This is a genomic window from Acinetobacter towneri DSM 14962 = CIP 107472 (assembly GCF_000368785.1).
In the GTDB taxonomy this organism is placed as follows: Bacteria; Pseudomonadota; Gammaproteobacteria; order Pseudomonadales; family Moraxellaceae; genus Acinetobacter; species Acinetobacter towneri.
In genome coordinates this window covers 573,511-598,171 of sequence record NZ_KB849690.1, presented here as the reverse complement: position 1 = coordinate 598,171, position 24,661 = coordinate 573,511, and the positions used below count along the sequence as shown (strand labels likewise).

Genomic DNA, 24,661 nt, shown 5'->3' with positions numbered 1-24,661 from the left:
GGCTCCCACTGCTTGTATGCATGCGGTTTCAGGATCTATTTCACTCCCCTCACAGGGGTTCTTTTCGCCTTTCCCTCACGGTACTGGTTCACTATCGGTCAGTCAGGAGTATTTAGCCTTGGAGGATGGTCCCCCCATATTCAGACAAGGTTTCACGTGCCTCGCCCTACTCGTCATCATTATGTGTGCCCTTTCGTGTACAGGACTATCACCCACTATGGTTGCACTTCCCAGAGCATTCCACTAAAACACACATAACTTAATGGGCTTTTCCCCTTTCGCTCGCCGCTACTGAGGGAATCTCAATTGATTTCTTTTCCTACGGGTACTGAGATGTTTCACTTCCCCGCGTTCGCTTCGTATGACTATGTATTCATCATACGATACCTACCTTAAGGTAGGTGGGTTTCCCCATTCAGAAATCTCCGGATCAAAGGATATTTGCCGCCTCCCCGGAGCTTTTCGCAGGCTATCACGTCTTTCATCGCCTCTGACTGCCAAGGCATCCACCACATGCACTTAATTACTTGACTATACAACCCCAAACAGTCGTTAACACTTACAAGTGAGTGTAACAACAGGCTTGCGCCCACAGTTTGTTGCTTCGTGCACTTAATCACTGTACAGCTTCAATCTAAATTCATATACCAAAACGCTTGATTCAGTTAATTTGCTAGTTCTCATTTCAATTCGTAATTAAACCGTAACACCGAAGCATTATTGTCAATCTTGAATTAAATGAGTTGAACAATTTATTTCAGACTCAATTTTTGCCAATCTGTTAATGAATTAATGCGTCTTCGTCAGACCGCACTAAATACTGTGATATTTAAATCACAGAACTTAATAAACCATCAAATCTAATTATTCGATCTTTTATTAAGTTCTGCAATCTTTAGCTTAAAGCTCCAGTATATGTGTGCCTGCGCACAGCATAGCTGTTTGCTTAAATTTTAAGGAAAAGCAGTGCTTTTCTGATCTTAAAATTTGGTGGAGACTAGGAGAGTCGAACTCCTGACCTCCTGCGTGCAAAGCAGGCGCTCTACCAACTAAGCTAAGTCCCCAGCTTATCATCTGTGATTCGATGTATCGTAAACTGTGTTAAGGCGAATGCTTAACTCGAGCATAGCTCTCGTCTTGCGCTCGGGCGAAACATGTTTCGCTGACCCTCGCTCATGGTGGGTCTGACAAGACTTGAACTTGTGACCCCACGCTTATCAAGCGTGTGCTCTAACCAACTGAGCTACAGACCCTCAGATACATCAATGAAGAACAACTTGTTGTGGATTCTTACCAATCGTCAATCTTTCGTTAAGGAGGTGATCCAGCCGCAGGTTCCCCTACGGCTACCTTGTTACGACTTCACCCCAGTCATCGGCCACACCGTGGTAAGCGTCCTCCTTGCGGTTAGACTACCTACTTCTGGTGCAACAAACTCCCATGGTGTGACGGGCGGTGTGTACAAGGCCCGGGAACGTATTCACCGCGGCATTCTGATCCGCGATTACTAGCGATTCCGACTTCACGCAGTCGAGTTGCAGACTGCGATCCGGACTACGATCGGCTTTTTGAGATTAGCATCACATCGCTGTGTAGCAACCCTTTGTACCGACCATTGTAGCACGTGTGTAGCCCTGGCCGTAAGGGCCATGATGACTTGACGTCGTCCCCGCCTTCCTCCAGTTTGTCACTGGCAGTATCCTTAAAGTTCCCATCCGAAATGCTGGCAAGTAAGGAAAAGGGTTGCGCTCGTTGCGGGACTTAACCCAACATCTCACGACACGAGCTGACGACAGCCATGCAGCACCTGTATGTAGATTCCCGAAGGCACCAATCCATCTCTGGAAAGTCTCTACTATGTCAAGGCCAGGTAAGGTTCTTCGCGTTGCATCGAATTAAACCACATGCTCCACCGCTTGTGCGGGCCCCCGTCAATTCATTTGAGTTTTAGTCTTGCGACCGTACTCCCCAGGCGGTCTACTTATCGCGTTAGCTGCGCCACTAAAGGATCAAATCCCCCAACGGCTAGTAGACATCGTTTACGGCATGGACTACCAGGGTATCTAATCCTGTTTGCTCCCCATGCTTTCGCACCTCAGTGTCAGTATTAGGCCAGATGGCTGCCTTCGCCATCGGTATTCCTCCAGATCTCTACGCATTTCACCGCTACACCTGGAATTCTACCATCCTCTCCCATACTCTAGCCAACCAGTATCGAATGCAATTCCCAAGTTAAGCTCGGGGATTTCACATTTGACTTAATTAGCCACCTACGCGCGCTTTACGCCCAGTAAATCCGATTAACGCTCGCACCCTCTGTATTACCGCGGCTGCTGGCACAGAGTTAGCCGGTGCTTATTCTGTGGGTAACGTCCACTTAGCCCAGGTATTAACCAGGTAAGCCTCCTCCCCACTTAAAGTGCTTTACAACCAAAAGGCCTTCTTCACACACGCGGCATGGCTGGATCAGGGTTCCCCCCATTGTCCAATATTCCCCACTGCTGCCTCCCGTAGGAGTCTGGGCCGTGTCTCAGTCCCAGTGTGGCGGATCATCCTCTCAGACCCGCTACAGATCGTCGCCTTGGTAGGCCTTTACCCCACCAACTAGCTAATCCGACTTAGGCTCATCTATTAGCGCAAGGTCATAAAGAGCCCCTGCTTTCTCCCGTAGGACGTATGCGGTATTAGCATCCCTTTCGGAATGTTGTCCCCCACTAATAGGCAGATTCCTAAGCATTACTCACCCGTCCGCCGCTAGCTCAGTTACCGAAGCAACCTCGCCCGCTCGACTTGCATGTGTTAAGCCTGCCGCCAGCGTTCAATCTGAGCCATGATCAAACTCTTCAGTTAAAATCATTTTGAAGTTTTAATCTAAACTTCCAAATCTGGCTCATCAATTTTCTGACTTAAATTTCGCTCAAATAAACTTCGAGTAATTTAAACCAATCAATCAATGAAATATGTTCGATCAATCAATCAGTAAAAATCCACACAAGTTGTTCTTCATAATCTCTTAATGATCTTCTCGATGCTTCGTCAGCATCAAGCTAGGTCGGCTATATTACGCTTTATTTCTAAAGTGTCAACTGGTAATTTAAATTATTTTAAACTTCCTTTCTAAAACCCAACTCAATCATTCTTAACCAAGTCATTGTTTTATCAGAAGTTTTAATCTTCATCACCGCCAATGGATGTGCATTATAGGTGAAATATTTTGCCTTGCAAGACTTTTTGCAAAAGAAATATATCAGGTGTTTATTTTTTGTTCATTTTTGCTTTTTCTACACACATTTTGAGCAAATTTGCTTTAATACATCGTTTCAATTAACTGTTACTATATACCCATCGGCGATATAACAGCTTTTGCTTACTCAGATTTAAGCGCTAGGATTCTTTATGTATCAACAAAAATATCTTTGGGTGTGCCTTGTTTCTTTAGGATTCATCACCTCAACACATGCGACAACGCCTTCTACTGAAGCAGCTGCTCAAGAAGAAACTGCTGAAGTTATTGCAGCAAATTCATCTTCTGAAACTAAAAGTAGTCGTTTGGATGCGCTTAAAGAATTAAAAAATGTAAAAGCCAAAGATTTAAAAGTGAATGCAAATGCTGCACAACCCGATGAAGTCAAAGACCCACTACAACCTTTGAACCGTCAGATTTATGCATTCAATGATATGTTAGATCGTAATATCGCGCGTCCACTTGCTGTTCAATATACAAAGAAAGTCCCAGGTGAAGTGCGCGGGTCATATCGTCAATTCCGAAAAAACTTGGGCGAACCTTGGAATGCGGTTAACCAATTGATTCAAGGCCGCCCTTTACGTGCCGCAAAAACTTTAGGTCGTTTTAGTTTAAATACGATTACTACTTTAGGCATGGCTGACCCTGCACGTCGTTTAGGTTTAGACACGGAAGAAGAAAATTTTGGTACAACCTTGGGCTACTACGGTGTCCCTTCAGGGCCTTATGTCATGCTACCAATTTACGGCCCAAGTACTTTCCGTGATGGTTTCGGCACACTTGTAGATGGTCAGGCACGTCCACAAAAATACATTTTAGATGGCAATGACCGTTTATATTGGTCGGAGCAAGTTATGCGCGGCCTAGATACGCGCTCGCAACTCCTAGATGTAGAACAAGTATTACAGGGCGATAAATATGCCGCGATTCGGGATATTTACTTGCAACGTAAAAACTTTGAAATTGCGGAAAAGAAAGGACTCGATGCAGATAGTATTTCTTTTGTAGATGATGAAAGCGAAGAACTTTTTGATGATCAAGAAGAAATAAACCCGCCTGAAGAAAGCAAAGAATAATTTGTAAAACATTTTACTCAAGGTGAGTTTTTACTTTCCTTGAGTATTCAGGCATTGTTATAGTAACGCTTTGTTTAGGTTCAGGGTCAACACAAAACTCTATGTATTTCATTCAACCCACACGTGATATTCCATATCTAGAACAGGTGCTCGACACACTTCCTAGTGTGCAAATGATTCACATAGATGACATCAGCTTGTATGACCCAACCATTATTGCAATTGCCGATGTGCAAGATTATTTAACACATCAATGGAATTTACCCACGATTGTATTGGCCTTTGAAGATGAAGGCACAGCATTGGTGCAAGCATGGGAACAAGGCGCTTTAGCAGGTTGGTTGTGGAGTCGTTTACCAGAAAATCCACCACAAGCCTTACGCAAAATAGACGCACAATATAAACGCAATCAAGACAGCCGCGACTTACCTTCAGCTGCTGAACTACAAAAAAAATTACTGCCCAATCCTATCGAACTGTGCAACTACCGTGTAGATACGTTATTTAAGCCTTCGGCTTATTTGTCGGGCGATTGGTTTGATTACTGGAAAATCAGTGATAAAGAAATCATGTTCTATTTAGCCGATGTCTCTGGGCATGGTGTAACTAGTAGTTTACTAACGTCTTGGATGGCTGCATTTCATGGTCGCTCCAAAACACCACGCGAACTGATTAAGAAGCTGAATGGCATGTTGGTTCAAGAAAATATTGAAAAGCATATCACCATGATTAGTGGGATTTTAAATATTGAAACCCACGAACTGCGTTGGTCGAGTGCGGGGCATTATCCACCTGCCATTATTATCGAACCCAATCAAGCACCTAAAATTTTAAATACCAGTAGTTTTCCTTTGGGACTGACTGAAGATTTAGACGTTGAGGAATTTGAGTGCGTATTAAATAAACAGGCGCGGTTTATTATCTGCTCCGATGGTGCGTTAGAACCTTATAGTGGTGGTTTGAATGAACAGTTTGAACAATTGGTCTTTCACTTGCAAAATCAATCATTCCAAGCCCCCGATCATGTAGCAGATGATATTGCGATCTTGAGTTTGTGTCGAACAAAATAACCAATAAATCAGCCAGTTAACTTCTAAACCCAAGATATACGACTGTAAGCCACTTGAGTCTATATAGTCGCTATGGGATAATTATCTAATCCTTCTCTGCAAATGGCATTTATATGTCAACAGGTCATGTTGAATATGCAAGTTTGAATGGAACGCATATCTTTAAGCTTTTTGGCGAAGTGCGTGCCCAATCTTGTATTAGTCTAGACAAACTACTCAGTAAAATTGAACAGCAATCTAATGTGGTGGGTGCAATTGTAGATTTAACCCAAACTACATTTATTGACAGTACAGTTTTAGGTGTATTGGCTAAGCTAGGCTTAAAACTGAAACAAATCCATAACATTCAAGCAGTTATGCTCTCTACTAATCCAGACATTACTACGCTCGCCAATAGCATGGGCTTAGGACAGGTGTTTGTGATTTTAAATTACTGTGGTGACCCAACTGTCTGCACGCGTGAGCTGGTAGAAGAACACGTCACGCATAGCAATATGCTCACTACGGTATTAGATGCCCATAAAACCCTCATGAAGCTGAATGAAAACAACCAAAATATGTTCGAACCTTTGGTGAAACAGCTACAAAAAGAACAAGATAATCTCGATCAATGTGCTGAGCAAAATCAGCAGAACGCTTGATCTTCACTCAGGAATGCTTTGATGACTTTACTTTCTGTTGCTCAAATGAACTCACAAAATGATATTGAGGAAAACTTCAAAATCATTGAAACATTGATTCAACAAAGTAAAGCCGATGGTGCAGAACTGATCGTTTTTCCAGAAAACTTTGTTTGCTTTGCAGCAGGCAAACAATGCGAAACCGCGGCACAGTTTGAAAGTATTCAACAGCGTTTGGAACAGCTTGCACATCAATATCAAATCTGGATTGTGGCGGGTACATTGCCCTGCCCATATCGCCCTGATGGTTCAACAATTGCAGATGGTCGTGTGCGTACGGTCAGTTTATGTATTAGCCCAGAAAAAACTGAAGCACGTTATGACAAAATTCATTTGTTTGATGTGCAAGTTGGTGACTCTGTTGGTGGTTATCAGGAATCTAAGTTTTTTGAACCCGGCTCTGAAGTCGTTGTGGCGAAAACACCGTTTGGCAACATTGGCTTAATGGTGTGTTATGACTTGCGCTTTCCTGAATTGGCCTTAACTTTACGTGCGCAAGGCGCCAATATTTTAACTGCGCCATCGGCTTTTACTTACACCACAGGTCAAATGCATTGGCAATTGCTCTTGCAGGCGCGTGGCATGGACAGTCAATGTCAGGTTTTAGGTGCAGCCCAACAAGGTTGGCATGGTGAAAAACGTCAGACTTGGGGACATTCAGGCGCTGCCAATTCACGCGGACAGTTATTGTCAATGGTGCAAGACGAAGGTACGCAACTGATTACAGTGCCCTTTGATTTAGATGAACAAAGCAAAATTCGAGAGTCGATGCCGTTAATGCAGCATCGTCGTTTATTGCAATTTTAAAATTGAATTTCAATAAAAAGGGTTGATCAACAATATAGTGATCAACTCTTTGTATTTCTTATCTTAACCTTACTTTTTAGCTATTCAGCCGCTTCATTGGTCACGCGCAGCACTTCTTCCAAAGTGGTTTTACCTGCCAATACCTTACGCAATCCATCTTCACGAATCGAACCTGATTGCTGTCGTGCATAATCTTCCAGTTCATATTCCGCGGCATTGCCATGAATCAAACGGCGCATTGCTTCATCCACAGGGACAATTTCATAAATTGCAGTCCGCCCAGTAAAACCTGTATGTGAGCAATGTTCACAGCCTTTCGGTTGCGGAAGTTTTAAATCGCTTGCATCGGTCACACTTTTAAAGAGTTCTTGTTCAAAGTCATCTGCAGCATGCCATGTGGCGCAGTGCGAACATAAGGTGCGCACTAAACGCTGCGCGATCACCCCAATTAATGAACTTGACAGCAAGAACGGCTCGATGCCCATATCTTTTAAACGGGTGACTGCACCAATGGCCGTATTGGTATGTAGGGTAGACAGTACCAAGTGACCAGTTAAGGAAGCCTGCACTGCAATTTCGGCGGTTTCTAAGTCACGAATCTCCCCCACCATCACCACATCTGGGTCTTGGCGCAGCATGGCTTTTAAAGCACGAGCGAAGGTCATATCCACTTTGGTATTGACCTGTGTTTGCCCAATCCCTTCAAGTTGATATTCAATCGGGTCTTCTGCAGTCAAAATATTTTTAGAACCGTCATTCAGGTCTGACAAAGCTGCATATAAGGTCGTAGTTTTACCCGAACCTGTCGGCCCTGTAACCAAAATAATCCCGTGTGGTCGATGTACCAGTTGCTTTAAGCGCTCATAATCATTTTGCATCAGCCCCAAGTGCGTCATGTTTAAACGACCTGCTTGCTTATCCAGCAAACGCATTACCACCCGCTCACCATGCGAAGATGGCAGCGTTGACACACGTACATCGACCTCACGACCTGCTAGTCTGAGCGAAATACGACCATCTTGAGGGATACGTTTTTCGGCAATATCCAGTTTTGCCATGACTTTAATACGTGACACCAATAAAGGCGCAAGTTCACGGCGCGGTTGCACGATTTCACGTAACTGACCATCGACCCGCAAACGGACTGACAGTTTTTTCTCAAAAGATTCGATATGAATATCCGATGCGCCAACCCGAATCGCTTCAGACAGTAAAGCATTGATTAAACGTACAATCGGTGCATCATCTTCCTGATCCATCAGGTCTTCTGCTTCAGGAACTGAATCTGCCAAACTAAGCAAGTCAGGGTGATCTTCCAATCCCGCAGCGACTTGCTGCGACTCGCCTGTATCACCTGCAAAACTGCTGCTTAATAATTGGTGAAATTCCTGATCGCTACAAAGTTGATGCTGTGCAGGATGCCCCAAAAAACGACGCGCCTCCTGAATGGCAAGCATCGGCGTATTTTCACGACGTACAATAAAGGCATGATCGCCCTCATAACGAATTAACACCCCATGGCGTTTGGCAAAGCTATACGGTATTTGTAATTGTTTCAGTACTTGCATCAGCGATTATAATAATGATGAAAAAATTTAATTTGAGTGTACTCTAAGCGTATGACAGCGTGAAGTCTGTTTTCGCTGATTTATCAAGAAAGGGATAGGCCATTGTCACAAAATCATGAGATTTCAGAAACTGATTCGGCTAAATTAAAATGGTGGGGTGACTATGAGTTTGAGCTCAATCGTCCTAAAACGTGGCAATTTGGCTCACTCTTAGTACGTTTGACCCGTGGTATGCAAGAATGGCGTTTGGAATATTATCGCCCGCAGGTTCAATACGATTATGAACAGCAATGGCATAACATTGATGATCCTGAATTTGCCTTTCCACAACCTGTGAAAATTGAACGCTATATGTTCAAATCTACACAAAGTAAATTACAGCTCATGCCTCGTTTGGCAGACCGTTCAGTGGTGATTAAACCTGTCGATCCAATTTATATTCCTGCGGGGCAACGCGGCACCTTGTATATCAGCACACCGTTGTGGATGTCTGCCTTTGTCGATGGTCAACGTGAACCCATTTTTGATTTGCCGATTATTCGCCCGAAAGATACTTGGTTTGGCCCCAATCATCGTACAGGTGAAATTTGCTATGCCACAGCAGTCGATGGCCGTACCGAATTACATCAATTAAAACCACGTGCATTTCGTGCCGTCACGCCGATTGAATTTCACAACACCAGCAATCAACAATTGCGTTTTGACCGAATGAATGTGCCTGTGCCTGCGCTGCCTTTATTTTTCAGCGAAAGTACAGGTCGTTTATGGACTTCACAAATTAAAGTGATGCATGAAGGTTTAGACCGCCCGCCACGAATTCGGATTGAAAATCGCACCCCGCCACATGCAGGTGAAGTGACCTATTTGCAACCACCGCGTGAAACGGCAGGTGCTTTATTTAATATGTTTGATTCATTTTTCTAAGAGGATGTTATGGCAGATTCCAATATTTCCAAAGAAATCACCAACAGCCTCAAAGGAATTTTTACCAGTATCAATACAGATCGTCTGACCGAAATTTTGGTCGCAATTGTATTGTCTTTGATTGGTTTCTTAATTGCACGTTTTGTTTCCAATACTTTTGTACGCACTATTGGCGCACGTTTTAATGCGCATCAACGCTTAGTTTGGCGACGCGGGATTTTTTACTTTATTTTCCTGCTGTTTGTGATGGCGAGCCTGAAAGAAGCAGGCTTTAAACTCAGCGTGTTTTTAGGTGCAGCGGGTATTTTAACCGTGGCTTTGGGTTTTGCCTCACAGACATCAGCATCCAATTTAATTAGTGGTATGTTCCTGATTGGTGAAGGCTCTTTTGAGGTGGGTGATACCATTCAAATTACCCTGATTCGTGGGCATACCATTGAAGGCGAAGTGATTTCAATTGACCTGCTTTCAGTGAAATTACTGACCCAAGACAATATTTATGTGCGTTTGCCCAATGAACAATTAATTCGTGCCCCTGTACATAACCTGTCCAAATTTCCAATACGGCGTGTTCCAATTACGCTCGCCATTAATTTCCATGAAGATATTATTAAAGTACGTGAAGTCTTGCTGAGTGTCGCCAATCAATATCCGCTAGTTTTATCTGACCCAAAACCAGCAGTGACGGTTACAGCTTTCCGAGAGTCTTCAATTGAATTGTTATTTGCAGTGTGGTGTCAGCAAGAAAACTTCTTAAAAGTACGTGATGAAATGCAAGAACGTATTCGTAATGGTTTCTTGGACAATTGCATTGAAATTCCTGTACCAAAAATGGGTTTTGTTGATCATCCATTATCACGCCCCTTGAGCAATGACGAACTTGATCAGTACGCCAATGCTAAAGAACTCAAACGAGAACCTGACTTAAAGTAATCGTTTTGAATCACACCCACTTCGTCATAAATACAACCTGAGCGCCATCTTAAGTTTTAGAAGATGGCGAACTGTTGTTTTTAGCAAGATCAGGTTCAGGAATTGGAGCAATATAGGCAATCAGCAGCATACCCAGTCCTGCCGCAAAGAATGAGAGTACCCGCATAAGAGTGCCAATATTGGATAAATCCAAAAGTACCAGTTTCAAGGTCACCATCACCAAAATACTGCTACCTAGAATCCATAAGGCACGTAATTGCTTGAAACTGGCAATCCACATTGCAATACATGCCAAACTGACCCAAAGTACAGTCAGGCTTAACTGTACGGTGGCATCTTGCCAAACGGCAATTTCGTTGATTGGCGTACCTAAATACAAATGCAAGGCACGCAAAAGAACATAACTACTTAGCCACAGTAAACTCAAGACCATAATTACCGCTGCCAAGCCTTGGTCTAAATGGGTTTTGCGTTGCAGATTCAACATCCACAAAATAGCCACCAACATGGCTATACTAACCAAATCAAATGGATTCAAAATAGGCAGTACATAGCCGTAAAATGCGTGTTCAGTCAACAGTTGTGAACATAGCATCCACATCAACATGAAGATTAAATTGCTACGCGCATACCAAAATTTGCGCCAATCTGAATCCAGTTGTTGCCACCAACACCACGCCGCAAAGAGCAATGGTAAAATCACCACGCTGCTATACGGATGCTGTGGTAACAGCGTTAAACTCGCCATCGCCAAAATGGGTAACAGTCCTAAACTCAGCCATTCTTTGTCGCTGCGGACAGTCCATAAAGGACGCAACCACAACACACTGAGCACGCCTGCAAACAAGGCAAATAGCAGACGTTCAGTACCCGAAACCCAATGCACCGCTCCATCATAGCTACGGCTGAATAATAAACCTGCTGCAGTGAGCGAAACTGGCGTTAGACCTAACCATTTGGGCAATAGCCATGACCATGTCGCTTGACGAGAAAGTAGTACTTCGTTGATAAGTAAATAAATGACCACCACCGCCAAAAGCGTCTGTACGGTTGCAAGTTCTCCATCAAAGTAATCTAAACCTAACCATAGCCATAAACTGGTTGCAGACAACATCATTAAACACAGTACGCTCGTGGTTGCTGTGCTCAGTTGTTGTCTGAAAGCTGCACGGCTGTTGGAAAACACCACAACTGTGGCATAACTTAGGCTCAGTACCCAATAAATACTGCGCTCGAAATAAGGCAACTCGACTAAATAATACAGCCCAGATAAGCCCGCTACGGCAAACAAACCTAGTGCCAAATAACGGCTAATTTTAGAATATTGAATAAAGGCAAAAATAAACACAGCCACGCCTTGTAATGCCCAACCAATGACACTCCATTGTTCAGGCAGTAAAATAGGTGGAATCAACACACTAAAAATCAGCATCAAACTGAAATAACTTTGTGCAATAAATTGTGTCTGCCGATGCTGTTTGGTCAGCCAATACAAACCTGCAAAAACCACCGCAAATAACAAACTAAAGGCTGCCTGCTCTGCTGTTTCTTCAAAATACATCAGATATAAACAGGCATAACCGACAATGGGTGCGCCAAAAATCAAGGCAAGGTCTAAAATAGGTTTCAGCTGAAACGTGGCGACATCTTCCTGTGCCAAAAGCTGACTAAAGCGAAAACCCAACCAAATAAAAATAGCCGCATGCGCCAAAACTAAAAGCGTTAGCACCTGCCGTTCAAAGATATAACCATGATAAAAGGCATAGCTGCCACCCACCACAACCGTCATTAAAAACGCAATTTGATTTAAATATTTCCACGGACGTAAACTACTTAAAATGGCAACCGAAATATTAATCAGCAAATAATAGGCAATAAATTCAATGGCTGTTGCATTACGAACAGGTAAAGTAAACGGTGCGAAATACGCAATCAGCATTGCCATGAGGGCAAGTTCGACTGAATGTTGTTTTAAACTCAGCCAGAGCGTGAGCAACATCACCACAATAAAACACAGACTGGCGATAGCTAAATTTGGAATGACCAAATTGTAATAGGCAAAAAATAAGGTCAGACACAGCCCAGCCAACCCCAAACCTTGCACACCCAAAGCAAAGCTGCGATTTTTGTTGCGTAACAGATAACCGAATACTGTCACTGCTGCACTCACGCCAGCAACGAACAAAAGTTTCACTGCCAAACTAAATTGCCAATGTTCAGTAGCAAAACGTAGCAGTAACACCACGCCTATGAGTAACACTACAATTGCTGCTTTTAATACAGGATTACCATGTATCAGCCATGATTGAGCTTGTTGCAATAAACTGTTACTTGATGAGCGCGACTGAGTTGCAAAAGGTGCAACAGACCTTGAGGATTTGGCTAAATCTGGAGCTGAATATTCTTGATGTAGATACTCTTGGTCTTGATATGGATAAGAAACTTGAGCTGCTTGTTCCCGAACAGAATTCGGCTCGCTCGATAATGTGGAATCAGATTGAATAGCGATGGTTTCAGGTTGAGAAGCGGTTGATATAACACCATCATCCACATTTGCCTTAACTGATGAAAGACTTGCATCAACTTCAGATGTATTGGCTAAAATATGCTCTGCGAATTGCGTTTGAACCTTTTTCTCTTGAGCATTGGTCTTTTGAGGATAGCTCTTTTGAGCATGCGCCTGAAGCTTAGCGGCACTTTGTAATTGCTGTAATTGATACAGTCCTTGCTCCAAACGCTGCAACCATCGCAACAACATAAAAATCCATGCACTTAAAGCAATAGATGTCAGTAAATACCAATCCAGCAATATTCCTAAAAAAGCAATAAAAGCGGCGATATATAAAGGAGTTTTAGAGCTTTGGCGTTGTACTTGTGACTGTGCATCCACAACCTGTTCCAGTGAGTTCTGCACTCGTCCCACAAAAAACATCACGCTGACCACCGCAGCAACTGCACAGATATAACTCAGCATCGGCACACCGAGCCACCATGCGCCAATTGAAATTATGATTAATAGCATGAACCAAATGATTCGAATTTCATTCTGCCCTGTCTGCATTGCTCTTCATTTTATTGATATTGTCATGGCTCCGATCATACAACAGACAGCACGATTCTGAATCAGGATTCATCAGCAATTCGGTAACTGTGCGTCTGCAACACTTGCCTTAAAAATCAGTTTCTGCGACAACTGCAAAAATCACGTACAATAAACTGCTTATTTGCAGAAGGAATCAATCCATGCCACCATTTGTCTTGGTCGATGGCTCATATTTTCTATTTCGTGCCTTTCACGCACTACCACCATTAACCACGTCAACTGGTTTACATACCAATGCTATTCGTGGCGCGATCTCTGCGATTCAAAAGTTGATGCGTCGTACTCAGCCTACTCACATGGCGGTAATTTTTGATACGCCTGAGCCGACTTTCCGTCACGAACTATCGCCAATTTATAAAGGTGACCGCCCAAGTATGCCTGAGGAACTTTCTCAGCAAATTCCATACTTACATGCTTTAATTCGTGCTTTGGGTATTCCACTTTACATGCTACCAGGCGCAGAAGCCGATGATATTATTGGAACTTTAGCCAAACGTGCCGAAGCCGAAGGACAGCAAGTACTGATTTCTACGGGCGATAAAGACATGGCGCAGTTGGTGACTGAAAAAGTTACCCTTGAAGACAGCTTCAAAGAAAAGCCAATGGATATTCAGGCTGTATTTGACAAGTTTGGCGTATGGCCGCATCAAATTATTGATTATCTGACCCTCATGGGTGATGCTTCCGATGGTATTATGGGCGTGCCCGGCATTGGCGCCAAAACTGCTGCAAAACTACTGACCGAATATGGCTCGATTGGTGCGATTTTAGAAAATGTCGATCATATTAAAGGCAAAGTCGGACAAAATATTAAAGACAATGCCGATGGCATCGCGCTAGATCATCAACTCGCCAGCATTGTTTGTGACCTTGATCTGAACTTTGGTTATGCCGATCTAAAACTACAAGACCCTAATGTTGAAGCCTTACGCAATTTATATACCGAGCTAGAATTCCGTAATCAATTACAATCGCTCGATCATCCAAATAATCCAAATAACAGCAATTATAAACAAGCTGCAAAAACAGTCGCCGCACCGACAGCCAATGAAATTGAAACTGAAGATCAAGCCACGCAAAGCAGTGTTGATGATCAACTCGGTGCAGCAACATACCACACCATTTTAGATCAGGCGCATTGGGATGCTTTGCTGCAACGCTTGCAAACTGCACAGCGTTTTGCCTTTGATACAGAAACCACCAGTCTGGATTATCGCGTTGCAGAAATTGTTGGTTTTTCTATCGCGTTCGATGCCAAAGATGCCTATTACGTACCTTTGGCGCATGATTATGAGGGCGCACCACAGCAGCTCAACCGTGATCAGGTTTTGGCACAAATCAAACCTATTTTAGAAAATAATGCGGTGGATAAAATTGGGCATCATTTAAAATATGATGCGCATGTGCTTGAAAATCACGGTATTCATTTACAAGGTTGGTATTTCGATACCATGTTGGCATCTTATGTGCTTAACTCTGTCGCAACCCGTCACGGCATGGATGATGTGGCACGCTTATATTTAAGCCACCTGACCACATCTTATGAGCAAATTGCAGGCAAAGGCGTCAAGCAAAAAACTTTCAATCAAATTGAAATTGAAACGGCTGCGCACTACGCTGCAGAAGATGCGCATGTTACGTATCGTTTATATGAAGTGCTGTCTGCGAAGCTACAAAAGCATCCTGAATTGGTCAATATTTTGCACAACATTGAAATGCCTGTGGCGCGTGTGCTGACCAGTATGGAAGAAAATGGCATTCAGCTTGATCTGAAATTTTTAGATCAATTGGGTGTCGATTTTTCCCAAACCATGCAAGATTTGGAAAACCAAATTGTAGAATTGGCAGGTGAAAACTTTAATGTCAGCTCACCGAAACAAGTGGGCGAAATCCTGTTTGATAAACTCGGACTCAAAGGCGGCAAGAAAACCGCAACAGGTCAATACAGTACCAGTGAAAGTGTTTTGGAAAAAATTGAGCATCCGATCAGTAGTTTAATTTTAGACTACCGTGGTTTATCTAAACTCAAAAGCACCTATACCGATGGCTTACTGAAACAAGCCAACAACGATACGCATCGAGTGCATACCAGTTATCACCAAGCTTTGACTGCAACAGGGCGTTTATCTTCTACTGATCCAAACTTACAAAACATTCCAATTCGTACCGAAATTGGTCGTCAAATTCGTAAAGCCTTTGTCGCACCTGAAGGTCGCGTGTTGTTGGCAGCCGACTACTCGCAAATCGAATTGCGTTTAATGGCACATTTTTCACAAGATGATGCCCTACTCGATGCCTTTAACCATGGACAAGACGTGCACCGCCGTACTGCGGCAGAAGTCTTGGGTATTGCCTTAGAAGACGTAACCTCAGATCAGCGTCGTCAGGCCAAAGCTGTAAACTTCGGTCTGCTCTACGGCATGTCGGAATTTGGCTTAATTCGTCAGCTTGGGTTTACCCGTGAAGAATCACAAAACTACATCAAGCAATACTTCCAGCGTTATCCGGGCATTTATGAATATATGCAACGTACCCGCCAAGTCGCGCTAGAACAAGGTTTTGTAGAAACTATTTTAGGTCGTCGCCTCTATACGCCAGATATTGCTGCACGTAATATGATGGTACGTAAAGCGGCAGAACGTGCGGCAATTAACGCGCCATTACAAGGCTCTGCAGCTGATATTATTAAAATGGCGATGATTGAAGTCGACAAAATGTTACCGCAAGCGCAAGCCAAAATGTTGCTGCAAGTACACGATGAATTGGTATTTGAAGTCGATGCAGATGCGGCAGATGAACTCGCGCCGAAGTTGGCAGAAGTCATGCAATCTGTGGTGGAAATTTCTGTACCATTGGTGGTGGAAGTCGGAAAAGGCAATAACTGGGATGAAGCGCACTAAAGTCGTTGCGCTCTCTTTTTTCAGCACCTTCCTTCGCCTAGAAGGAGGTCAGGATGCAGGTTATTTGTATTTCTGAAGACTCATTAAGGTCGTCAGCCCAAACTTAAACTACAAAAAAAGGACTCAAATCGAGTCCTTTTTAATGTTTTAGGATAATGCGACTTATAAGCCAGTCAGCAATACAATCGCTACCTGATTCATAATAATTTCAGCAATATATAAAGCCAAAAATGCAATAATTGGCGACAAATCAATCATGCCCATGTTCGGCAATAAACGACGAAATGGTGCTAATAACGGCTCTGCCAACTCTTGAATCACCTCAATATACGGGCCACGAGATTGAGTAAACATCACCACCCAACTCAAAATAATGGTGGCAAAAATCAAATAACGACAGAAACGGATTAAATCCTGAATCATGGTCACAAAAGTCAGAATCAGTAAGTGAATTGGACTATTCGGCATCGCACCATTGAGATACATAACACCAAAAATTTTGAGTAGATACAACACCACCAACAAAGCCAAGGCTGCAGAGTTAACTCGACCTTTGCCAACCGTTGGAAAAATACGTCCAAATACATCTACAATTTTGGTGGCTTTAATGGTTGAAAGCACCACAGGGTTATAAGGACTCACCGCTGCCAATTGCATTAAGAAACGGAAGAATACGAGCAAAATCGCTACGTTAATGATAATGCCAAAAATTAGCGCAGAATTTGCACCCATACTTAAACTTTCCTAAAATTTAAATTCATTGTTTTTCAATAATTAAATACTATCACTCAACTCTTGCGCTAATTCTTGACTACGCGTTTTAGCAGCAGCCAATGCCGCCTGAATATTTTGTGAAATTTGCGCATGATCAAACACTTCAATTGCCGCTTGGGTCGTGCCATTTGGTGAAGTTACATTTTTGCGTAATTCTGCAGGTGTATTCGAGCTGGTAATTGCCATTTGTGCTGCACCCAAAGCAGTTTGTAACGTCAGTGCTGTCGCCACTTTTTCATCTAAACCTAAGTTCTTGCCTGCACGAATCATACTTTCCATCAAATAGAAGAAATATGCTGGCCCTGAACCAGATACTGCAGTCACAGCATCAATTTGCGCCTCAGAGTTTACCCAAATAGTTAAACCTGTCGCTGCCAAAACCTGACTTGCCAATTCACGGTCAGTGCTATTGACCTGTTCGGTTGCATACAAACCATGTGCACCTGTTTGCACCAAAGCAGGCGTATTTGGCATTACCCGCACTACACGTTCTGTACGTAATAACTCAGAAATCGTGGCAGTTTCTGCGCCCGCAACAATCGAAATCACCAGTTTATCTTCAAACTGACCGTGCAATGGACGCAATACTTGTGCCAAAACCTGTGGTTTGACTGCAAATACCACAATATCTGCATCTGCAATCGCGGCCAAATTATCCTCAGTGACATGCACATCTTTTTCTTTTAATAATTCACGCACTTGTTCTACAGGGTCTGAAACTGTAATACGGGTTGGCGGCAAACCTCTGGCAATCAAACCACCAATCAAGGCTTGCGCCATGTTGCCACCGCCAATGAAACTAATATTACAATTCAATACTGCACTCATGATTCACGCTCTTCGTTGAGTTCTTTGTCGTTAAGAGACTAAATTCGGTTGCCATCCATCTGCGACACAATAGTCCGACTGTGCAAGCCAAAAGCCTTTGGGGCTAAAAACGCCTAGCATAACATTATCTAGGCTTAATATTTGAATTGTATGACGCGTCCACGGAAAAATTTGTGCTTCCTGAATGGCTTTTTTCAGTGGCCATGTGCCCACCCGACCATACAAATGAATTTTTTCACCACCCAAACGTGGCCGTAAAGTTAACGGACGATTCAGCAAAGTTGCAGATAAACCGACTTTGGCTTGTTGCAGTTGATAACAGCCAGACCACACTTGAAAAGTCTGATCTGCCTGCAAACATAACACTTGTTCTTCTGCCTCAAAATGTTCTGCAGCTAAATACTCCGCTTTCGGCAAACGAAATAATTGTTGCTGATAACGCAGATAATAATAATCCTGACAATGTAATGCCGCTTGTGCATCGGCTTTGGCTTGAATCACCTCACGTTGCAAGCGTTCGACCATATCAAAACTTGGGCGATATTGTGCCTGTCCTTTCATCCATGCCGATAATAGCTGACGTTGCCGTGACAAAGACAATTGTTGTAACTGAATTAAATTCAACTGCGAGTCTGTGCCACATGCAGCTAAATCCTGCGCCAAAACTTCTGCCAAAATGTTTTCAGTATCTTGCATCAAGTTTGCAGTACGCGTCACAGCTTGCTGCATTTTAGGAAAACGCTGTTGCACGACAGGCCACAATATTTCTCTTGCCCAAGCTCGGTCATAATGCACATCCTGATTGCTTGGGTCTTGCACATAATAGAGCTTTAATTCAGCACTCCATTGGCAAATCTGCTCACGCGAAATATCCAATAACGGACGCCAAATACTGATGTCATCACGCACATCGACAGCTTGCATGGCAGCAAGTCCTTGCACACCTGCGCCTGAAAACAAACGCAGCAATACGGTTTCTGCCTGATCTTGCTGATGATGCGCCAATACTAGAACTTCGTTGCTATCTAAGTGCTGCATATAGGCCTGATAACGCGCCTGACGTGCCTGATTTTCTAAATTACCCTCAGACACACTGACTTTTTGCAGCACACACGGCACATTTAAATTTTGGCAGGTGGCTTGCACCAATGTGCCCCACGCTGCGCTTGGACTTTGCAATTGGTGATCAATATAAATCGCGCGTACTTTTTCAGGGCACAAAAACGACAAAAGATGCAGTAGCAGCATGGAATCCATGCCGCCACTACATCCGATTAAAAATTTTGTCTGTGCAGAAAAAGCCTGTAATTGGCTTAAGACGCTAGACCTAAATTGTCGCTGCCAAACTTCATTAAACGCTGGTAACGTTCTTCGCATCGTTGTGTTGCATCCATCGCTTGCAATTCATCCAAAGCTTCTTTTAACACATTTTTCAGACTGTGCATGACTTGTTCAGGGTTTAAATGCGCACCCTCACCTTCATCAACCACGTATTCTACAATACCAATCTTTTGCAGTTTTTCTGCAGTCAATGCCAATGCTTCACTGGCTTGTTCGGCTTTTTCTGCAGTTTTCCACAGAATAGACGCACAACCTTCTGGTGAAATAACAGAGTAAATACTGTGTGACAACATTACCACACGGTCAGCCACGCCAATACCCAACGCACCGCCTGAACCACCTTCGCCCAATACTGTAGCAATTACAGGTACTTTTAAGTTCGACAATTGCGCTAAGCTAGTCGCAATCGCTTCTGCCTGACCACGTTCCTCTGCACCTACACCTGGGTATGCACCCATCGTATCAACAAAAGTGAAAACTGGCAGATTAAAACGTTCTGCCATATCCATAAGACGCTGTGCCTTACGGTAGCCTTCTGGATTACACATCCCGAAGTTGTGTTGTAATTTTTCGCGGGTACTGCGACCACGATGTTGACCTATCACCATGACAGGCTGACCATCAAAGCGTGCCAATCCACCGATCATTGCACCATCATCACCAAATAAACGATCGCCATGTAAGGCATCAAATTCAGTGAAAATTTCACCCACATAGTCTAGAAATTGCGGACGTTCAGGATGACGTGCAATTTGCACGGTTTTCCATGCTTTAGATTGAGCAGCTTTTTTCATAAGTCGACTGTTATCCCTAAATTAACCAAATCTTAATCGACAAATTGTTCCGACTGAATATTCAATTCAATGTCCCAATTCTTGAATTGCACTTGTTCATCGTGCAATTCAGCGACAAGCAATGGCCATTGTTTGGCATCACCCGACACGCTGAGCTGCCATTGTTGCGCATTGCGGATGCTTAATTCAATGGCAGGAAGCATCGCATCGCTACGACTTGCGTTGACCAAAACTGCAAGGCGAAGCAACAAACTTAAGTAAACAATTTTATTGCCACCCGCTTTCAGTGCTTCTGTTTTCGCGTCTTGGCGCAACTTTCGACGATGGTTACCAACCAAATGCGAGAGATAGTTTTGGTCAATTTGTGAGAAACCAGGAATGTCCGAATGTTGCAATAAATATGCACCATGACGATGATAACTGCTGTGACTGATGGCTAAACCAATTTCATGCAGGTACGCAGCACGACGTAATAAGTCACTATCTTCATTATTTAATTTTAATGATTCTGCCACGCTGTCAAACAAATGTTGCGCAGTTTTCACCACACGTCCTGCCTGTTTCGGGTCTGAGTTATAACGCCCCATTAAGGCCTGTACACTGCGGTCACGAATGTCTTCATGCTGGAAACGTCCCAACAAGTCATACATTACGCCTTCACGCAAAGCCCCATCGGAATACACCAGTTTATCGATATCTAATACATCAAATACCGCATATAAAATTGCCAAACCTGCTGGCAAAACTGCTCGACGGTCTTCTTTTAGACCATCAAATTCCATTTCTGATACGTGTTTAAACTTGAGCAAACGGTCTTTGAGTTTTTCTAAACCTTCACGAGTCAGATTTTCCTGCTCATTGCTCCAGCCCATATTTACCGTAATTTGACGACAGGCTTTAATGGTACCGCTCGAACCTGCAACGGTATCCCAACCTGCTTCTTTATAAGTATTTGCAATCGAATACAGTTCTTTACGCGCTGCAACCACTGCTTTTTCAAAACTGCTCTTGCTAATTTCACCATCGGCAAAATAGGCTTTGGTATAGGCCACACAGCCCATTTGTAAAGATTCGGTATGAATTGGCTCAAATTCTTCGCCAATAATCAACTCTGTCGAACCACCGCCAATGTCAATTACCAAACGACGACCACTATTTGCCATCGTGTGCGATACGCCTAAATAAATTAAACGGGCTTCTTCACGCCCTGCAATAATTTCAATAGGTTTAGGCAAAATTTCTGCGGCTTTTTGAATAAACTCATGTCCATTTTTGGCCTGACGCAATGCGTTGGTTGCCACAATACGCAAACGGTTTGACTGCACCGCAGTTAAACGTCCCACAAAACGCGCCAAACATGCCAAACCACGTTGTTGAGCAGCTTCGGTCAAATTCTTATTTTCATCTAAACCTGCGGCCAACTGTACTTTTTCTGACATTGATGCCACTTTTTTTACTTCACCATGATCCACTCGAGCAATCGCCAAGTGGAAACTATTCGACCCCATATCGATGGCTGCGAGTAACTCTTCATCAATTAAAAAATCAGACATTCTTCAAACAAACCTAGACAGAATTGTGCCTAGAGTAATTCACATACACCTAATTTAAAAGCCATTTATCAGCACAATTTGACGACTATTTAAATTTTCCGCATATATGACAATTGTGTTACAGAATTCGCATTTTCGTTTAGCGTTATCGTCACGATCAATTGGACAAATTTGTATTTTGAATGGAAAATCCACAGATTCCCCTACTTTGTTCAAGATGGCTATGTAATACTAACTAAAGCTATCTTAAAAATTATTTGGAGCGTAATCCATGTCTGGCAACATCGTAAACACCACTGATGCAAACTTCGAAGCAGATGTTCTTCAATCGGATACTCCTGTATTGGTTGACTTCTGGGCTGGCTGGTGTGCGCCATGTAAAGCAATTGCACCTGTACTTGAAGTACTTGCAGACGAATACCAAGGCAAAGTTAAAATTGTAAAAGTTGATGTAACCTCTTGCGAACAAACTGCAGTGAACTACAACATCCGTAATATTCCAGCATTATTGATGTTCAAAAATGGTGAAGTGGTTGCACAGCAAGTCGGTGCAGCACCTAAATCTAAATTGACTGCGTTTATTGACGAAAATATCTAAGTCGATTGATCCATCGTCTATTTATAGAGATGATGAAAAAAAATACGCCACGCATTGGCGTATTTTTTTTGCCTACAAATTGACAAGTAGACGTTTCTCTCTTATATTGCATGCTCAGGAAACGCAGGATCTTTCATCCTCTTTCTGAAAAGACACAACACAAAAATGCCGCTCGGCAACAGAAATTGTTTTTCACATTTTTCAATCAAACAATGAATCAGTGCTCTGAATCGTTATTGTGCAAATACAATTGCTTTCATTTTATTGTATGAATGCGGCTAAATGTTGCTCCCTCTCTAACCTGTACCCCAGAATTTTAATTCTATCAGAACCTCTATGAATTTAACCGAACTCAAGAAAAAACCGATTGGCGAACTCATCAAGATTGCCGAGTTTATGGGCCTTGAAGGAATGGCGCGTAACCGCAAGCAAGACATTATTTTTGCCATCTTAAAGCGCCATGCCATGAATGGTGAAGAGATTTTTGGTGATGGCGTTCTAGAAATTCTCTCTGATGGTTTTGGTTTCTTACGCTCAGCTGCAGGTTCATACCTTGCTGGCCCAGATGATATTTATGTCAGCCCTTCGCAAATTCGTCGCTTTAACCTGCGCACGGGTGACACCATTACAGGTACGATTCGTCCACCAAAAGAAGGCGAACGTTATTTTGCTTTGCTCAAAGTCAATCAAATTAACTATGACACCCCTGAAAATTCACGTAATAAAATCTTATTTGAAAACTTAACCCCGCTTTTCCCAACAGAACAGTTGGTGATGGAGTTAGGTAATGGAACAACTGAAGACTTAACTGCACGTGTGGTAGATTTGGTTGCGCCAATTGGTAAAGGTCAGCGTTCAATTATTGTGGCTCCGCCTAAAGCGGGTAAAACCATGTTGCTACAAAACATCGCTCAGTCGATTGTTCGTAACAACCCAGAAGTGTTCTTGATTGTACTTCTCATTGATGAACGCCCTGAAGAAGTGACTGAAATGGAACGCACCGTGCGCGGTGAAGTGATTGCATCAACATTTGATGAGTCACCTGCTCGTCACGTTCAAGTTGCAGAAATGGTCATTGAAAAAGCCAAGCGTTTAGTTGAACATAAAAAAGACGTGGTGATTTTACTGGATTCGATTACCCGTTTGGCACGCGCCTACAACACTGTCGTACCTTCTTCAGGCAAGGTTTTAACAGGTGGTGTTGATGCGCACGCTTTAGAACGTCCAAAACGCTTCTTTGGTGCTGCACGTAATATTGAAGAAGGTGGTTCACTCACCATTATTTCGACTGCACTGATTGAAACTGGCAGTAAAATGGATGAAGTGATTTACGAAGAGTTTAAAGGTACAGGCAACCAAGAGATTACCTTAGACCGTCGTATTGCAGAAAAACGTGTTTTCCCTGCCATGAACATCAAAAAATCAGGTACACGTCGTGAAGAGCGCTTAATGAGTGAAGATAATTTGCGTAAAGTTTGGATTTTGCGTAAATTGTTACACACTCAAGATGAATTGGCAGCAATGGAATTCTTGCTTGATCGCATGAAAGAAACCAAAACTAATGACGACTTCTTTGATCAAATGAAACGTAAAGCAGCCAATTAAACGGCTATAAATATTAGAACACCTAAAAAAGTCATCTTAAAACGATGGCTTTTTTATTTGGTTGACAAAATTTACATAAAGACACAATTGCACGCGGTATATGTAAACTTATTTTTAAGTAAATGATTATAAAAAAATATTTAGTAAAAACCTTTTAGTTTTTAGCCAGTTACCGTGCAACTCTCCAATCTAAAATGCCAAATTAATTGTTATTTTCTGTTAAAAAAGCACGTATTTTTCGCGTTTTTTTGCCTTTTTTTCAATCAACCTAGTAGCAATTCAAAAAGCGCAGTGATAGCATATTCGCAGACCAGTTAGACTGCGCCTGCGTTGTTAGTGCCTAACAAAATTTAGGAATAATAAAAGCATACAACAGACTAACGTCGGTTTTTTTTAATCTCATATTTTAGAGAGTGATGCCATGTTATTCAAAAAAATCGCTATTGCTGCTGCAGTTGCTACTACTTTAGCTTTCGTTGGTTGTGCTAAAAAAACTGAAGAAGCTGCTGCTGACGCTAACGCTGCTGCATCTGAAGCTGTTGTAGCTGCATCTGAAGCTGAAGCTGCTGCTGACGCTGCTGCTGTAGAAGTTGCTTCTGGCGCTGAAGCTGCTGTAGATGCTGCTGACACTGCTGCTGCTGCTGCAACTGACGCTGCTGATGCTGCTGTAGACGCTGCTGCTGCTGCTTCTGAAGCTGCTGCTCAATAATCGATACGATTATGCAGTACAAAAAGAGAGCCGATGGCTCTCTTTTTTATTTCTGAATATTTTGTCTAAAATTTATTTTACTCAGCACAATATCTCCAAATCGCTCAATCCATCTTTTTCAAGTAGATGATTCAGCATATAAAAGCATTTAACC

17 protein-coding genes, 2 tRNA genes and 2 rRNA genes (1 of these 21 cut by a window edge) are annotated in these 24,661 nt (G+C 42.8%); 10 read left to right on the top strand and 11 right to left on the bottom strand.

From position 1 onward, the window contains the following. The 4 genes from F947_RS10090 to F947_RS10075 form a co-directional block, all read right to left on the bottom strand. Positions 1 to 533: ribosomal RNA gene (locus F947_RS10090) — 23S ribosomal RNA — on the bottom strand (it extends 2,377 nt beyond the left edge of the window). 455 nt (positions 534 to 988) lie between these two features. Further along, positions 989 to 1,064 (bottom strand) — tRNA-Ala (locus F947_RS10085). Positions 1,065 to 1,176: 112 nt separating this feature from the next. Then, positions 1,177 to 1,253, bottom strand: a tRNA-Ile gene (locus F947_RS10080). Between the two features lie 59 nt (positions 1,254 to 1,312). After that, positions 1,313 to 2,850: ribosomal RNA gene (locus tag F947_RS10075) — 16S ribosomal RNA — on the bottom strand. The 16S and 23S rRNA genes sit together here with 2 tRNA genes alongside, the layout of an rRNA operon. A 546-nt stretch (positions 2,851 to 3,396) precedes the next feature. Here F947_RS10075 and F947_RS10070 point away from each other — a divergent pair. From F947_RS10070 to F947_RS10055, 4 genes are all read left to right on the top strand, one after another. Further along, positions 3,397 to 4,320: an MlaA family lipoprotein gene (locus F947_RS10070; RefSeq protein WP_004975192.1), complete on the top strand. Its 924-nt coding sequence runs from the start codon at positions 3,397 to 3,399 to the stop codon at positions 4,318 to 4,320. Between the two features lie 101 nt (positions 4,321 to 4,421). Then, a complete protein-coding gene (gigA, locus tag F947_RS10065) occupies positions 4,422 to 5,390 on the top strand; it encodes an RsbU family protein phosphatase GigA (protein ID WP_004975190.1) in 969 nt (322 codons plus the stop codon). A gap of 113 nt (positions 5,391 to 5,503) precedes the next feature. Then, the gene (gene gigB / locus F947_RS10060; protein ID WP_004975187.1) at positions 5,504 to 6,031 is read left to right on the top strand and encodes an anti-anti-sigma factor GigB; all 528 of its coding nucleotides are present in this window, start codon (positions 5,504 to 5,506) and stop codon (positions 6,029 to 6,031) included. A 21-nt stretch (positions 6,032 to 6,052) separates the two neighbouring features. Further along, positions 6,053 to 6,877, top strand: a complete 825-nt coding sequence (locus tag F947_RS10055) for a carbon-nitrogen hydrolase family protein (protein ID WP_004975186.1) — start codon at positions 6,053 to 6,055, stop codon at positions 6,875 to 6,877. An 80-nt stretch (positions 6,878 to 6,957) separates the two neighbouring features. Here F947_RS10055 and gspE read toward each other — a convergent pair whose 3' ends face one another. Then, positions 6,958 to 8,445 (bottom strand): type II secretion system ATPase GspE, encoded by a 1,488-nt coding sequence (gene gspE, locus F947_RS10050; RefSeq protein WP_004975184.1) that lies wholly within the window; start codon positions 8,443 to 8,445, stop codon positions 6,958 to 6,960. A gap of 102 nt (positions 8,446 to 8,547) precedes the next feature. Here gspE and F947_RS10045 point away from each other — a divergent pair, with 102 nt between their 5' ends. Next, a complete protein-coding gene (locus F947_RS10045; RefSeq protein WP_004975182.1) occupies positions 8,548 to 9,369 on the top strand; it encodes a hypothetical protein in 822 nt (273 codons plus the stop codon). A gap of 9 nt (positions 9,370 to 9,378) precedes the next feature. Next, positions 9,379 to 10,302, top strand: a complete 924-nt coding sequence (locus tag F947_RS10040; protein ID WP_004975180.1) for a mechanosensitive ion channel family protein — start codon at positions 9,379 to 9,381, stop codon at positions 10,300 to 10,302. 49 nt (positions 10,303 to 10,351) lie between these two features. On the opposite strand, the gene F947_RS10035 is transcribed toward F947_RS10040, so the two are convergent. Next, complete coding sequence (locus F947_RS10035) at positions 10,352 to 13,363, bottom strand: DUF2339 domain-containing protein (protein ID WP_004975179.1); 3,012 nt, start codon at positions 13,361 to 13,363, stop codon at positions 10,352 to 10,354. 182 nt (positions 13,364 to 13,545) lie between these two features. Here F947_RS10035 and polA point away from each other — a divergent pair, with 182 nt between their 5' ends. Then, positions 13,546 to 16,305 carry a DNA polymerase I gene (polA, locus tag F947_RS10030; RefSeq protein WP_004975176.1) on the top strand — a complete coding sequence of 920 codons (2,760 nt, stop codon included), beginning with the start codon at positions 13,546 to 13,548 and terminating at the stop codon, positions 16,303 to 16,305. 162 nt (positions 16,306 to 16,467) lie between these two features. On the opposite strand, the gene F947_RS10025 is transcribed toward polA, so the two are convergent. The 5 genes from F947_RS10025 to ppx are packed head-to-tail and all read right to left on the bottom strand — an operon-like array spanning position 16,468 to position 21,595. Continuing rightward, positions 16,468 to 17,037, bottom strand: a complete 570-nt coding sequence (locus F947_RS10025; protein ID WP_004975174.1) for a YggT family protein — start codon at positions 17,035 to 17,037, stop codon at positions 16,468 to 16,470. A 42-nt stretch (positions 17,038 to 17,079) separates the two neighbouring features. After that, positions 17,080 to 17,907, bottom strand: a complete 828-nt coding sequence (gene proC, locus F947_RS10020; protein ID WP_004975173.1) for a pyrroline-5-carboxylate reductase — start codon at positions 17,905 to 17,907, stop codon at positions 17,080 to 17,082. Positions 17,908 to 17,937: 30 nt separating this feature from the next. After that, the gene (gene tilS / locus F947_RS10015; protein ID WP_081402480.1) at positions 17,938 to 19,284 is read right to left on the bottom strand and encodes a tRNA lysidine(34) synthetase TilS; all 1,347 of its coding nucleotides are present in this window, start codon (positions 19,282 to 19,284) and stop codon (positions 17,938 to 17,940) included. Next, on the bottom strand, positions 19,221 to 20,042 hold the full coding sequence (locus tag F947_RS10010; protein ID WP_004975170.1) for an acetyl-CoA carboxylase carboxyltransferase subunit alpha: 822 nt from the start codon (positions 20,040 to 20,042) through the stop codon (positions 19,221 to 19,223). Before F947_RS10010 ends, tilS begins: the two co-directional genes overlap by 64 nt. 32 nt (positions 20,043 to 20,074) lie before the next feature. Further along, entirely contained in the window at positions 20,075 to 21,595 is a 1,521-nt protein-coding gene (ppx, locus tag F947_RS10005) for an exopolyphosphatase (protein WP_004975167.1), read from the bottom strand. A gap of 271 nt (positions 21,596 to 21,866) precedes the next feature. Here ppx and trxA point away from each other — a divergent pair, with 271 nt between their 5' ends. The 3 genes from trxA (at position 21,867) to F947_RS09990 (ending at position 24,507) form a co-directional block, all read left to right on the top strand. Next, positions 21,867 to 22,193, top strand: a complete 327-nt coding sequence (gene trxA / locus F947_RS10000) for a thioredoxin (protein ID WP_004975164.1) — start codon at positions 21,867 to 21,869, stop codon at positions 22,191 to 22,193. A 336-nt stretch (positions 22,194 to 22,529) separates the two neighbouring features. Continuing rightward, positions 22,530 to 23,798, top strand: coding sequence for a transcription termination factor Rho (rho, locus tag F947_RS09995; RefSeq protein ID WP_004975162.1), 1,269 nt, complete (start codon positions 22,530 to 22,532; stop codon positions 23,796 to 23,798). A gap of 421 nt (positions 23,799 to 24,219) precedes the next feature. Then, positions 24,220 to 24,507, top strand: a complete 288-nt coding sequence (locus tag F947_RS09990; protein WP_004975160.1) for a hypothetical protein — start codon at positions 24,220 to 24,222, stop codon at positions 24,505 to 24,507. Positions 24,508 to 24,661: the final 154 nt, after the last annotated feature.